This window comes from Sorangium sp. So ce1153, assembly GCF_051521595.1.
Taxonomy (GTDB): Bacteria; Myxococcota_A; Polyangia; order Polyangiales; family Polyangiaceae; genus Sorangium.
This window is the reverse complement of the sequence record NZ_CP150361.1, coordinates 13,301,499-13,314,736: the sequence shown is the minus strand read 5'-3', so window position 1 is coordinate 13,314,736 and position 13,238 is coordinate 13,301,499. Positions and strand designations below refer to the sequence as shown.

Genomic DNA, 13,238 nt, shown 5'->3' with positions numbered 1-13,238 from the left:
CCACGGATGCAGGCATGCCATCTCCAGTCAGCAGGCAGGGCCGGTCAGCAAGGATCGCCCTGGCTCGTCCGGGGGCTCAGGCTCAGGGCGTGCTGTCGTTCGCTTCGCCGGAAGACGAGGGATCCGCGCCGGCACCGAGCACCGCGTCCACGCGCTGCAGGATACGTCCAAATGCGTCGCGCGCGCGCACCGCGATCGCGGCCGTCCGGGTCCGCTCCTGCTCCAGGTCGTGCGCGAGCGCGATAGCGGCCAGCAACATGGCCTGCGGCGTCACCGAGCGACCGGCGGGCACGACCGTGGCGAGCTTCTGATCGACGACAGCAGCGAGCCGCTGGAGCTCCTCATCGCTCGCGGAAGTCACCACGCGGTAGGTCTGACCCCCCACCCGTAGCTGCACGGTGCGGCGCGCCATAGCCCGCGGACGCTACCATGAACCACACCCCGCGCGGAGGGCGGGCTGCACCGCACCCGCGGAGCGACTCGCCCGTCTGGAGCCGGAACACGCGCCGTCAACACGCGCCCCGAGCACACCGCGAGAGGCGCCGACGACAGAATTCGAGCGCGCTCCGCGGCAGCGCCCTGTAGCATCGCACCATCATGGCTACGGCGGCCCGCCCCGCTGCGTTGATGGCCGCGCTCCTGGGGGTCGTCCTCGCGCACCGCACAGCCCGCGCCGAACCCCAGGCGAGCGCCGGTGTCACCCTGGGCGTCGCCGGCGCTGGCCTCGAGCGGCGCCTGTGGGACGCGACCGTCTTCCACGCCGGCGTGCGAGGAGACGTCCTCTTCGGCCGCGCCGCCAACGACGACTTTGGCGTCGGACCCTATGCCGAGGTGCTCACCCACGCGTTCGACGAGATCCAGGTAGGCGCCGGCATCTCGGCGCTCGCGCCGGTCCTCGACGTGCTTCCCCTGGTCCTCTCGACCGGCATCTACGGGCGCTGGAGCGACGACGCCGATGGCGTGGAGCCGGGGGTCGCCGCCGCCGTCTTCTGGGGAGCGCGCAGCTACAACTTCCACTCGCCGTACTCGATGAGCACGGGCCTGCTCGCCCAGATGCGGCTCGGCCTCGGCCCCTCCAGGGAGACCTCGGTCGTCCTCGCGGCCCAGCTCGATGTGACGCTGCTGGCCCTGCCGTTCGTCTACGCGATCAACGCCTTGAAGGGGCCGTCATCCGAGGCGGCGCCGGTGCGCCGAGCTGCCCCGGCGCCGTGAAGGCTCGGTGCAGCCCCCGTCCAGGAAGCCTCAGAGGCCGAAGTCAGCGATGTGCTGGGCGCATGTCTGTCCCAGGTTGCGGCAGTCCTGGGTGCCTCGCGTGCCGGGACAGGAGCCCTCGACGTCCTCCTGGTCCTTGCAGTCCTCGCTCGAGGAGTCGGAGCAGCAGATCGGCGGGATGGTGTCGACACACCGGCTGCAGCCGAAGCAGACCCTGACGGGGTAGGACCACTCGGCGGTCTCGATCTCCTGCCCGCCCAGCGTCCTGCCCCGCACGACCATCGTCGTCACCACCTCGATGTCGCGTCGGAGCTCTGCGGCCTGGACGCGCAGGGTGTCCATCGTGGCGCCGTCGAGGAGCAGCACCTCGGTGCAGTTGTAGCCGGCGTCGCTGGATGTGCCGGGGTCGACCACGCCGTTAATCGGGACCACGTACCCCTCGTTCACGGCGTTGCCCTCCATGTCGAAGACACGGACCTCGGCCTCGTAGAGCTGGACGCGCGACGTCTCGGTGCGGAGCACGTCGGAGTCGCCGCGCTCCACGATCTGGTTGCCCACGAGGATCGTCGCGCTGTGGCTGCCCACGTAGGCGGCGTCGATCGCGTCCTCGGTCCAGAACGCCTCGCCAGGGCTGCAGCTCACGGTGCAGTCCCCGCTCCGCGCCATGCGCATCCGGACGAACAGGCTGCTCTCGTTGTCGGCGCATGCGGACGCGAGCAGGCCGCCCGACGCCGTGAGCAGCGCGAGCGCACATAACCTCGTCGCGAGGCCGCGCGATGCGTTCACGGACCTTTCTCCTTCATCAGTCATGGCAAACGCCTCCACCGCGGAATTGAGCATCAGCGGCGAACATCGGAAACCGCTGGCGCGAGTCGCCGCCGCCCCATCGTGGCTGCGCGAGGCGACCGACGGCCCGGCGAAAAGAGTAGCGGGTCCGCCCGCCGGGCGGCAAATTCGCGGTGGCCGTCTGGCGAGCGCCGTCACCGCGCCTCGCGGGAACCACCCGTGAGCTCCAGATACGCTACGATGCCGACGGCGAGATGAGCAAACCCGAGGAGAGCGGCGCCGACTACGACTGGGGTCGCCTCGCCATCACCGAGCGTGACGAGGGCGTTCGCATCTCGGTCCAGGTGCGCCCGCGGTCGTCGCGCTCGGCCGTCGTCGGGGTCCGCGAAGGGGCGCTCGACGTCGCGTTGACCGCGCCGCCCGTCGACGGCGCCGCGAACGCGGAGCTCGTCAAGCTGCTCGCGCGCGCGCTCGACGTGCGCCAGAGCGATGTCCAGATCGCCCTCGGCGCGAGCGGCAGGAGCAAGGTCGTCTCCGTCCGAGGGCTCAGGGAGGCCGAGGCGCGAAAGCGGCTCGCCGGGGCGAAGCGATGAAGGAAAACGTCGTCCGGTTCGAGAAGTGGGAAGGTCTTGGCAACGACTTCATCCTCGTCGAGGCGGCGCCCATGACCGCCGAGGCGGCGCGCCGCCTCTGCGACCGGCGGTTCGGCATCGGCGCCGACGGCGTGCTGGTCATCGATCGCGAGCGGCCGCGCATGGAGGTCTGGAACGCCGACGGGAGCCGCCCGGAGATGTGCGGCAACGGCATCCGCTGCGTCGCGGCCTACCTCGTCTCCCGAGGGACCCCGCAGAGGGCGATCTCCATCGCGACCGACGCTGGCGACAAGCGGTGCGAGGTCTCGCGGGCAGGCGACCGCTTCGACGTGGTCGTCGGCATGGGCCGCGCGCGCATGGGCGAGCCGCTCGCGGTCACCGCGCTCGGCGCGGAGCACCGGTTCGCGACGGTGGACGTCGGCAATCCGCACGCGGTGACGTTCGATCCGTACACGGAGGAGGCGATCGACGACCTCGGGCCGATCGTCGCGACGACGCCGGCGGGGGGCATCAACGTCGAGTTCTGCCGCGTGCGACCGGCGGAGCGGGGCGAGGCTGCCTGCATCGACGTCACCGTCTGGGAGCGCGGGGTCGGCCGGACGCTGGCGTGCGGCACGGGCGCCTGCGCCGTGGCCGCCGCCGCGTGCGCGCAGGGCCGCGCGCCCTACGGAGCGCCGCTGCGCGTGGTGCTGCCCGGCGGCGCGCTGCGCATCACGGTCGCCGCCGGGTCGCTGGAGCTGCTCATGCAGGGCCCGGCGCGCCGGGCGTTCTCCGGCGAGGTGGTGATCGCGTGACCGCCTCGCTCGAGGGGGTCTGGAGCCCGGGCCGGGCGCCGGTCCACGATACCTCGCTCAAGGTGCTCGCCGTCATCGCCGACGAGGCGACCCATACGCTCTTCTCGCGGGTCATCACGTCGGACGAGCTGATGCTGGCCGGCGACCTCGCGGAGGGGATCGCCCTCGCCGAGGCCGCGGCGCCGGACGTCGCCTTCATCGATGTAGGGCTCGGCGACGGGGCCGGCCTCGCCATGGTCCACCACCTGAAGGCCCTCGCGCCCGAGGCGACCGTCTTCGCGCTGGCCACGAGGGCTGAGCTCGAGTCGGGCGCGCACGCCGTCGCGCTCGGCGGGGCCGGGCTCTTCCTGCTGCCGCTCGGCGGGGACGAGGTGCTGAACGCGCTCGGCTCGGTGCGGCAGCGCTTCGGCGAGCGGGCGCTCCGGATACAGCTCGAGCAGGAGTCGGCGCGCAGCGCGCGCGCGGCCGGGTGGATCGCGCGCGTCGCCGAGCTCGCCGATGCGCGCGACCGCAGCGCGGCGGCCCAGCAGCTCGCCGAGGTGTTCGTCGAGGCCACCGGCGCGGCCGCGGGCGCCGTGTACCTGACCGTCGGGGAGCGCTCCAGCGAGCTGGCCCGCGCCGCGCTGACCGGGCCGCTCGACCGCGCGCCGGCATACGGCACCGAGGCCGACATCCTCGACTTCGCGCGGCGCGAGCAGCTCGTCGTCGTCCCGCTCGCCCTCCGCAGGCTCACCGCGGGGCACCTCCTGCTCCAGAAGGAGCCCGGCCGCAGCTCGGCGTTCCCGTCGGTCAGGCGCCCTGACAGCAGCGCCTCGACGTCGCGGCGGGCGCCGCTCCTCGACGGCCTCGTCAAGCTGCTCGCCACGCAGGCGACGACCGCGCTCGCCCTGCTCGGCGAGCGCGAGCGCTCGACGGGCGGCGCCGCGATCAAGGACCCGGCGACGAGCGCCTACTCGTTCGCTTACTACGTCGATGTCGCCGGCCGCGAGATCGACAAGGCGAGGCGCTACGGCCGCCGGTTCACGATCGCGACGATCGTCATCGAGGCTGACGCGTCGGCCGCCCCGGAGCGCCCGGGTGAGGTCGCCTTCTGGAGGACCACGCCGCCGCCGCCCCCCTCCGGCGCGCTCAATCCCGGCCAGGTCGCCGAGCACCTGCTCCGCGCCGTGCGCGACACGGACATCCTGGCGCGCGTCGAGGAGAACGAGTTCCACCTGCTGATGCCCGAGACGGCCGGGCTGGAGGCCCACGCCTGCCACCGCCGGATGCTCGCGCGCGTGGCCGGGAGCGAGAAGCGGGCGGGGTACCTGCCCAAGGGGCTGCTCGTCGGGGTCGCCACCTTCCCGCACGACGGGCAGGGGCTCGCGCAGCTGCTCCGCATCGCCCGCCGGCGCGCCGACGCCACCAAGTCCTCGATCGTCCACCGCATCCCGCAGGACCGGCGGAGCATCGGCGACATCTTCAGCCTGCTCGTGCGGGAGGCCCCGGCCGCCGAGGTGCCCTTCGCCGTCTCGGCGCCCCGCTCGCTCGATCTGCCGGTGGCCGACGCGGTCATGCTCGCGACCTCGGTGGTCAGGAACGCGCTCCGCGGGGGCGCCGTGTTCATCCTCGTCGCGCACCACGACGGGCTCAGCCTGGGAGCGCAGATCCGCACGCTGCTCGGCTCGCCGCGCGAGGACGTGGTGGTGCACACGCTCGACCTCCGGTCCTCGCCAGGATGCGACGACATCGAGGCGCTCTGCGTCCTTGCAGAGCACGGCGCGTATGCCCTGGTCGGTCGCAACCAGGGGGGCTTCGTGAAGGGGATCCACGCGGCCGATCCGCTGCTCGCGGACTTCCTCGCCGAGCGGCTCGGTCGCGCCGTCGGGCTGCGGGTCTTCGGCTGATCTCGGAGGCGTGATCCAGTGTCTCGCAGGGTGCTGCTGGTCGATTCGGACGTGGACGCGCTCGGCGCGCTCGCGTCGGCGCTGCGGGCGCGCGGTCTCACGGTCAACAACGCGAACGGCGCCTTCGAGGCGGTGGAGCAGGCGTTCAAGCGCCGGCCCGACGTCGTGCTCGCCGCCCGGGCGGTCGACGAGGACAGCGCGCTCGCGGACGCGTTCGCCGCCGTCCCGGATCTCGCCGACACGCCGATCCTGTTCCTGGTCGACCGCGACGAGGGCGACGACAGCGAGCTCGGCCCCGACGACGTCCTGCGCAGCGACGTCGATCACATCGTCTCGCGCATCACGGAGGCGTCCCCGCGCGGCTCCAGGCCGACGACGCCGCAGGAGATCCGCGGCGACCTCCAGCAGGTGCCGCTCGTCGACCTGCTCCAGCTGCTCGCGATGAACCGCCGCAGCGGCGTGCTCGGGATCACCACGCCGGCGGGCGCAGGCGAGCTCCGGATCTCGGCGGGGGAGGTGATCGACGCCGTCTACCGCCGCCTCGAGGGGGAGAAGGCGCTGTACCGCCTGCTCGGCGAGCGCGACGGGCACTTCGCGTTCTCCCCCGGCGAGCCGACGAGCGCGCGCCGCATCATCGCGCCCACCTCGCGCCTCCTCATGGAAGCGCTCCGTCAGGTCGACGAGGTCCAGCGCCGGCGCGCCGAGATCGCGCCGTCCGGCGAGGCCTTCCTCGTGACCGAGCCGTCGAGCGACGATCTCGACCTGCCGCCGCTCCACGGCCACGAGACCTTCGGTGCGAGCCCGATCTCGGTCCAGGACGCCGAGGCGGACGACGCCGGGGTGCCCGACGTGACCTCCGCCCTGCTGCCCACCGGCGCGGCCAGGGGATCGATGCCGCCGCCGCCGACGCTGCGCGCGGCCGAGTCCGCCGCGCTCACGCTCGAGTCGCTGCGCTACCCGACGGCGCCGCCCCCGGCGTCGATCGGCGAGCCGACGGAGCGCGCCATCGTGGCCGAGAAGATCACGGCGCTGCTCCAGATGCCGCACAACCTGGACGAGCTGCTCGATGAGATCGGCGGGCCGGACCTCCTCATCCTCGAGGTCCTGATGGAGCTCACGGCCGCCGGGAAGGTCCGGCGCATCTCGCTCGCCGACCTCACCACGCCGTTCGCCCCCGCGGAGCACTTCCCGGTCCTCCGGTCGCTGGTGACGCGCCTGGCCCGGCCGGGCTTCGCGCCGCCGCCGCACCTCGTCATCGCCGCCAGCGCGCGCCGCATGATCACGCTCTCCCATGCGGTCCGCCGCATCGCGGACGCCGTCGTGCCCGCCGAGGCCCCGCCGAACGCGCCGCTGCCGCGGCCGCTCGGGGTGATCCGGCTCGGCGACAACGTCGAGCTCGCGCTTGTCGGCCTCCCCACGGAAGAGACGTTCGCGCCGGCCTGGCCGCTCGCCCTGCACGGCGCGGCCGCGGTGGTCCGGCTCGGGGATGCAGGGAAGGAAGCGCTGGCGGCGCACTGCGACGCGCTCGAGCTCCTGCTGCTCGACGCGGAGGCCATGATGGGTCCGCTCGATCTCGCCTCTCCCGGGCAGATCACGCTGCTGGTGCGCACCGCGCTCGAGGCCGCCGCGGGCGTGTGACCCGCCCTCACGGGCGCCCGATTGGAACGGATTTTCCCGGGTTTCTCGCCCTGTAAAGCGACGACCGCGGCCGCCGCGGCCGCCGCTTGCAGCGTTGCAGCAGCAGCTTTCTGCTATCGTCGCCACGCCTCGCCTCCAGCAGTCCGGCGGGGAGAGGAGCGCGATCGTGCTTATCGGAGTCCCCAAGGAGATCAAGACACGTGAGTACCGCGTCGGCATGACGCCCGCGGGCGTCCGGGCCCTGGTCGGGCACGGGCACAAGGTCCTCGTGGAGTCCGGCGCCGGGGAAGGCAGCGGGATCTCCGACGAGGCCTACGGGCGCGCGGGCGCGCTCATCGTGAGGTCGGCGGCCGAGGCATGGAGCGCCGACATGGTCGTCAAGGTGAAGGAGCCGCTCCCCTCCGAGTACGGCCACTTCCGCCAGGGTCTCCTCCTCTATACGTACCTGCACCTGGCCGCCGAGCCCGATCTGACGAAGGAGCTCGCCAGGCGCGGCGTGACCGGCGTCGCGTACGAGACGATCCAGCACGACGACGGCTCGCTGCCGCTGCTGCGGCCGATGAGCGAGGTGGCCGGCAGGATGGCGGTCCAGGTGGGCGCCTCGTGCCTCGAGAAGGAGCGGGGCGGCAAGGGCGTGCTCCTCGGCGGCGTGCCCGGGACGCGGCGCGGCCGCGTGGTGATCCTCGGCGGCGGCGTGGTCGGGCGCAACGCGGCGACCATCGCGGTCGGGATGGGCGCGCAGGTCACGGTGCTCGACGTCCGCGCCGAGACGATGAGCTACCTCGAGGACGTGTTCGGGGGCGCGATCGAGACGCTCTACTCCAACGCGGAGAACATCGAGACGATGTGCGAGCGCGCCGATCTCGTGATCGGCGCGGTGCTCGTGCCCGGCGCCAAGGCGCCCCAGCTCGTGAACGAGGACCTCATCCGCCGCATGGAGAAGGGGACCGTCGTCGTCGACGTCGCCGTCGACCAGGGGGGCTGCATCGCGACCTGCCGCCCGACGACCCACGACCACCCGACCTACGAGGTGCACGGGGTCGTCCACTACTGCGTCACCAACATGCCGGGCGCCGTCTCGCACACGAGCACCTGGGCGCTCACGAACACGACGATCGGCTACGCGGTGGCGATCGCCAACCAGGGCATCCTCGCCGCGGCCAAGGCCGACCGGGCGGTGGCGCTCGGGATCAACACCCACGGCGGGCACGTCACGTACGGACCGGTCGCGGCAGCGCACCGGCTGGAGTACGTGCCGGTCGAACGCGCGCTCGGCTGAGCCCGGAGCGCGACGACGTGGCCGCCGGAAAGAAGAAGAAGATCGCGATCATCGGCGGTGACGGCATCGGTCCGTCCGTCACCGCGGAGGCGAAGCTCCTGCTCGAGCTCTACCAGGCTCGAGCGGGGCTGCCGATCGACCTCTGGGAGCTCGACCTCGGCGCCGACCGGTACCTGCGCGACGGGACGACGTTCCCGAACCAGATCCAGGTCGCGATCCAGCGCGAGTGCTCGGCGGTGCTCCTCGGCGCGCTCGGGGACCCGCGCGTGCCGAACCTGGAGCACGCGCGCGACATCCTGTTCGGCATGCGCTTCGGCTACGACCTCTACGCGAACGTGCGGCCCGTCCGGGCGCTGTCGGACCGGCTCGTCCCGCTCAAGGGCCGGACGGCGAAGGACATCGACTTCGTCGTGTTCCGCGAGAACACCGAGGGCATCTACGTCGGGATGGGCGGGCAGTTCAAGCGCGGCACCCCCGACGAGGTCGCGATCAACGAGGACGTCAACACGAGGAAGGGCGTCGAGCGGATCATCCGCGCGGCGTTCGACTACGCGCGCGCGAACGGGCGGACGCGGGTCACGATGGCGGACAAGTCGAACGCGATGCGGCACGCGCACGAGCTCTGGCTGCGCGTCTTCCACGAGGTGCGCGCCCAGTACCCGGAGATCCAGTCGAACCACGTCTACGTGGACGCCCTCTGCCTGTACGTCATCCAGGATCCGTCGCAGTTCCAGGTGATCGTGACGAACAACCTGTTCGGCGACATCGTGACCGACCTCGGCGCGGCGCTGCAGGGCGGGCTCGGCATGGCCGCGAGCGCGAACGTACACGCGTCGGACCCGGGGCGGGTCGCGCTGTTCGAGCCGGTGCACGGGTCGGCGCCGCCGCTCGCCGGCAAGGACGTCGCGAACCCGTTCGCGGCGATGCTCACCGCCGGGCTGCTGCTCGCCCACCTCGGGTGGCCCGAGGAGGAGCGCCGCATCGAGCGCTGGGTCTCCGAGGCGCTCGACCAGGGGATGTGCACGGCCGACGTCGGCGGCACGCTCGGCACGCGCGCCGCAGGGGCCTGGGTCCGGGAGCAGATCGCCGCGGAGCTGGGGCCAGGGTGAGGTGACCGGGGGACCGGCAGCCGCCGCCGGCGCGGGCCCTGGTCGCCGCGGAGCTGACCGGGGTCGAGGTGACCGGACGGCGCTGTGACGCCGGCGGGGCGGGCTCGATCGCCGAGAAGTTCGGGTGTCCGATCCTCCTGTGATACGGGACCGCCAATGGGCGTAGGATCGAGGGCGGTGGAGCACGCGGGACCGCGGAGCGATGCAGCGGGCGAGGCTCGGCACGAGCGGCTGGGCGGGGCGCGGGCCGAGTTCGTGGCGAACCTGGGTCGCCGCGTGGCGGAGCTCCGCGCGATGGTCCGGCGGATCGAGGCGGACGACGACGCCCCGCGGCTCGTCGAGGAGCTGAAGCGGCGCCTGCACTCGCTCGGCGCCGGGGCGCGCCTCCTGCGCTTCGCGCGGGTGGCCGAGCGGCTCGCCGAGGGAGAGTCGCAGCTCGTCGCCGCGAGCGGCGCGCGGCTGACCGGCGAGGCAGCGGCGGCGCTGCGGCAGGTGCTCGAGGAGCTGCCCGCCCTGGCCTGGGGGCAGTCGGCCATGGGCGAGCAGCCCCCCGCGTCGCGCGAGCACGCGGCGCCCGCCGCCCAGCCGAACGCGCGCGGCGCCGGAGCCCGGCAGGATGCCGCGGAAGCGGCGGCCGGCGCGAAGGCCCAGGGCACGACCTGGATCGCGGGCGTGAGCAACGGGCGCGCGCTGGCGCCCGAGCCGCTCTCGCTCGACGACGAGGAGGACGCGGGCCCGAGCCCATCCGCCCCGCGCCGCGCCGAGCCGGCGGCGCGCCTCGCCGAGCCGGCGGCGCCGGGGGCCGCGGCGCTCGAGGCGCCGATCACGGTGCTCGTCGTGGGCGCGGCGCCGCTCGCCGACGCGCTCGAGCCAGGGGACGCCGACGTGGGACCGTCGTTCGAGGTGGAGCGCACCGACGAGGTGGAGACGGCGATCGATCTCGCGCGCGCCTTCGCTCCGGACGTGGTCCTGCTCGACGCCGAGTTGCCGGGAGCGCGGGCGCTCGCAGAGGCGCTCGCCGGCGACCCGCTGACCGAGCTGGTGCCGGTCGTCGCCGTCGGCCGCTTCGCCCGGCCAGAGGACGCGGCCCCCTACGTGGCGCTCGGCGCCGCGCGCGCGCTCGCGAGGCCCGTGTCGCCCGACGCGCTCCGGCGCGCCGCCGCGGAGGCGGCGGCGACCTGCGTGCGCCCCGAGACGGCGCGCGGGTCGGCGCGCGGTCCGCTCGGCGCGGTGAGCCTCGACGAGCTCGGGGCGCGCCTCGCGGAGGAGCTGCGCCGGGGCCTGTGCGAGGCCGCAGAGCCGAGGAGCCGGGGGGCGAACGTGGATCTCGGCGACGGCGCCGAGGTGCTCGCGGCGCTCTGGGGCGCGGTGGCGCGCATCCGCGACCTCGTGACGATCCGCTCGCAGGGCGGCGTGCGGTTCTCGCCGAACGGGCCGGAGGGCGCGCTGCCGCTCGCGCCGTGGATGACGGCGCCGAGCGCGCCCGAGGGCGAGCGCGCGAGGCCGCACAGCGAGATCCGCGCGAAGGCGCCGGCGCGCGGGGCCGGCGTCGCCGCGGCGCCGGGGCTCGCGGCGCTCGGCGCGATGGATATCGTCGTCGCGGACGACGATCCGGCGGTGACGTGGTTCCTCGCCGGCGTGCTCCGGGCCGCGGGGGCGACCGTGCACGAGGCGCACGACGGCGCGCGGGCGCTCGACCTCGCCTACCAGACGACGCCGGATCTCGTCGTGAGCGACGTGCTCATGCCGCGCCTCGATGGCTTCGCGCTCTGCCGCGCGCTCAAGCGGGACGTGGCGCTGCGCGACGTGCCCGTCATCCTGCTGTCCTGGAAGGAGGACCTGCTCCAGCGGCTCCGCGAGCTCGGCGCCCAGGCCGACGGCTACCTCCGCAAGGAGGCGAGCGCGGCGGCGTTCGTGCAGCGGGTGCACGAGGTCCTGCGGGGCAGGCGGCGCGTGGCGGAGCGCATCGCGACGGGCGGAGAGGTCCGCGGTCGCCTCGACGGCATGACGACGCGGACGCTGCTGTCGCTGTCGTGCGCGCACCGGCCCGACGCGCTCGTGTCGGTGCGCGACGCCGCGTTCCTGTACGAGGTGCTGATCAAGGACGGCCGGCCCGCGGGGGCGACGCGGACGGCGCAGGACGGGACGTTCCACCGCGGGCCCTCGGTCCTCGCGGCGCTGCTCGGCGTCGGCTCCGGCCGCTTCGCCGTGGCGCCCGCGCCGGAGAGCGAGCTCGAGGCGCCGCCGCGCCCCGGGTTCGAGGGGACGCTCGCCGAGCAGCTCGTGCCCGCGATCGCGGCGGCCCGGGCTGCCCAGCGGCTGCTCCACGGGCCGCCGTTGATGCAGGTCGAGCGCGTCATCCTCGATCTGGAGGGGATGGGCGCGACCGCGGACGCGACGCCCGAGCCGGCGCGGTCGCTCCTGAGGGCGCTCGCGCGGGGTGTCTCGCCGCGGTCGGTGATCACCTCGGGGGAGTTCGCCTCGAGCCTCGTCGAGGACGTGCTGAACGACGTGGCGGCGCGCGGCGGCGTGCGGCGCGTGATCGGTCGCGATGGGGACGATCTGCTCGCCCCCGCCGTGTCCTACGAGGAGGAGACGCTCCGCGGCGTGCGGCGCGCGGAGCGGGCGGCTCCGGCGGCGGCGTTGCTGCCGGAGCTCGGCGGCGACGCCGCCGTCGCGTCGTCGCGGGCGCCGGGCGAGCTCGAGGATGACCAGGTCACGGTGGTGCCCGGCTCCGTGGCGCCGATCTCGTTGGTGTCGGCGGCGCCCAGCTCGGCAGCGCCGATCTCGGCCATGTCGGCGCCCGGCTCGGCGGCGCCGATCTCGTTGGTGTCGGCGGCGCCCAGCTCGGCAGCGCCGATCTCGGCCATGTCGGCGCCCAGCTCGGCGGCGCCGATCTCGGTGGTGTCCGCGGCTGGCTCGGCGTTATCCATCCCTGTGGTGTCCGTCGACGGAGAGGACGAGACGACAACGCTCGCGAGCGCGCGCAGGGCCGAGGCGAGGGCGCTGGCCAGCGCCCGCGTCCCGCGGGAGTTCGGCGAGCTGCAAGGCGAGGTGCTCGGGGCGCGCGCGACGTGGACCACCCCGGGCGACGCCGCGGCCATGGCGAGCGTGACGCCGGCCGTGCCGGGCGTCGCGCCGGCGCCGCGCCGGCCGGGGGCCACGCTGCCCGCGCTGGAGTACCCGAAGCCCGAGCGCCTCGTCACGCTGGGCTCGCTCCCGCCGCCGCCGGTGATCGAGGAGCCGCCTCCGGCGCCAGCCGCGCTCAAGGCGCCGCCCGCGCCAGCCGCGCTCAAGGCGCCGCCCGCCCCGGCGCCCGCGATCGACGAGTCGCCGACGCCGCGCCGGGTGCGCCGTCCGTCCGCCTACGTGCCTACACAGCAGCCGCCGGCCCGCGACAACCGCACGACGATGTGGGTGCTCTTCGCGGTGGCAGCGTTCGTCTTCGCCGTGGGCGCGCGGCTGTCGCGCGATCACGAGCTGCAGGGCCCCCCGCCGCCCGCCCAGCCGCCGGCCCCGCCCCCGGCAGAGCTCGCGGCTGCCGCCGGCGTACCGGGCGCCGCCCAGCCGGCCGCCGCCACCGCTCCGGCCGCAGCGGCCGTGCCGGCCGGCGTGGCCGCCGGGCCTGTCGGCGAGACGACGACCAACCCCGTGCTTCCCGAGGACCTGCCGCTGACCGCCGAGCACAAGGTGCCCGAGGGCCACGGCGTGCTGGAGGTGATCGCGGGAGCGGGCGACGAGCTCTTCGTCGATGGGCGGCCGGTGGGTACCGGCAGCGTCAAGCTGCCGCTCGCGCCCAAGGGCGGCGCCTACGAGATCAGGGCGAAGCTCCGCGACGAGGAGCGGGTGCGCTTCGCGCTGGTCAAGGCCGGTCGCCTCACCCGTCTCCGCATCGCGCCGCCGTGGCGCCGCTGAGCGCCGCCGTGGCGCCGCCGAGCGCC

Annotated in this window: 10 protein-coding genes; 8 read left to right on the top strand and 2 right to left on the bottom strand. The window is 74.5% G+C overall.

From position 1 onward, the window contains the following. Positions 1–82 precede the first annotated feature (82 nt). Positions 83–412, bottom strand: a complete 330-nt coding sequence (zapA, locus tag WME85_RS48550; protein WP_436623338.1) for a cell division protein ZapA — start codon at positions 410–412, stop codon at positions 83–85. Between the two features lie 185 nt (positions 413–597). Here zapA and WME85_RS48545 point away from each other — a divergent pair, with 185 nt between their 5' ends. After that, entirely contained in the window at positions 598–1,212 is a 615-nt protein-coding gene (locus WME85_RS48545) for a hypothetical protein (protein ID WP_437831854.1), read from the top strand. A gap of 30 nt (positions 1,213–1,242) precedes the next feature. Here WME85_RS48545 and WME85_RS48540 read toward each other — a convergent pair whose 3' ends face one another. Continuing rightward, positions 1,243–1,998 (bottom strand): hypothetical protein, encoded by a 756-nt coding sequence (locus WME85_RS48540; RefSeq protein WP_437831853.1) that lies wholly within the window; start codon positions 1,996–1,998, stop codon positions 1,243–1,245. Positions 1,999–2,252: 254 nt separating this feature from the next. On the opposite strand from WME85_RS48540, the gene WME85_RS48535 reads away from it, so the two are divergent. The 7 genes from WME85_RS48535 to WME85_RS48505 all read left to right on the top strand — a co-directional run bounded on the left by WME85_RS48535 (position 2,253) and on the right by WME85_RS48505 (position 13,212). Continuing rightward, positions 2,253–2,591 (top strand): DUF167 domain-containing protein, encoded by a 339-nt coding sequence (locus WME85_RS48535; protein WP_437831850.1) that lies wholly within the window; start codon positions 2,253–2,255, stop codon positions 2,589–2,591. Continuing rightward, complete coding sequence (gene dapF / locus WME85_RS48530) at positions 2,588–3,385, top strand: diaminopimelate epimerase (RefSeq protein ID WP_437831847.1); 798 nt, start codon at positions 2,588–2,590, stop codon at positions 3,383–3,385. Before WME85_RS48535 ends, dapF begins: the two co-directional genes overlap by 4 nt. After that, the gene (locus WME85_RS48525) at positions 3,382–5,271 is read left to right on the top strand and encodes a diguanylate cyclase domain-containing protein (protein WP_437831844.1); all 1,890 of its coding nucleotides are present in this window, start codon (positions 3,382–3,384) and stop codon (positions 5,269–5,271) included. The genes dapF and WME85_RS48525 overlap by 4 nt, the downstream gene beginning before the upstream one ends. A gap of 18 nt (positions 5,272–5,289) precedes the next feature. Beyond that, positions 5,290–6,909 carry a DUF4388 domain-containing protein gene (locus tag WME85_RS48520; protein ID WP_437831841.1) on the top strand — a complete coding sequence of 540 codons (1,620 nt, stop codon included), beginning with the start codon at positions 5,290–5,292 and terminating at the stop codon, positions 6,907–6,909. 166 nt (positions 6,910–7,075) lie between these two features. After that, positions 7,076–8,188 carry an alanine dehydrogenase gene (gene ald / locus WME85_RS48515; RefSeq protein WP_437831838.1) on the top strand — a complete coding sequence of 371 codons (1,113 nt, stop codon included), beginning with the start codon at positions 7,076–7,078 and terminating at the stop codon, positions 8,186–8,188. 17 nt (positions 8,189–8,205) lie between these two features. Continuing rightward, positions 8,206–9,297: an isocitrate/isopropylmalate dehydrogenase family protein gene (locus WME85_RS48510; RefSeq protein WP_437831836.1), complete on the top strand. Its 1,092-nt coding sequence runs from the start codon at positions 8,206–8,208 to the stop codon at positions 9,295–9,297. Between the two features lie 177 nt (positions 9,298–9,474). Then, positions 9,475–13,212, top strand: a complete 3,738-nt coding sequence (locus tag WME85_RS48505) for a response regulator (RefSeq protein ID WP_437831833.1) — start codon at positions 9,475–9,477, stop codon at positions 13,210–13,212. The last annotated feature ends 26 nt before the right edge of the window (positions 13,213–13,238 follow it).

Coding starts and splice junctions, on each gene's coding strand:
- WME85_RS48545 (WP_437831854.1), top strand. CDS start 598: ATGGCTACGGCGGCCCGCCCCGCTGCGTTGATGGCCGCGCTCCTGGGG.
- WME85_RS48535 (WP_437831850.1), top strand. CDS start 2,253: ATGAGCAAACCCGAGGAGAGCGGCGCCGACTACGACTGGGGTCGCCTC.
- zapA (WP_436623338.1), bottom strand. CDS start 412: ATGGCGCGCCGCACCGTGCAGCTACGGGTGGGGGGTCAGACCTACCGC.
- dapF (WP_437831847.1), top strand. CDS start 2,588: ATGAAGGAAAACGTCGTCCGGTTCGAGAAGTGGGAAGGTCTTGGCAAC.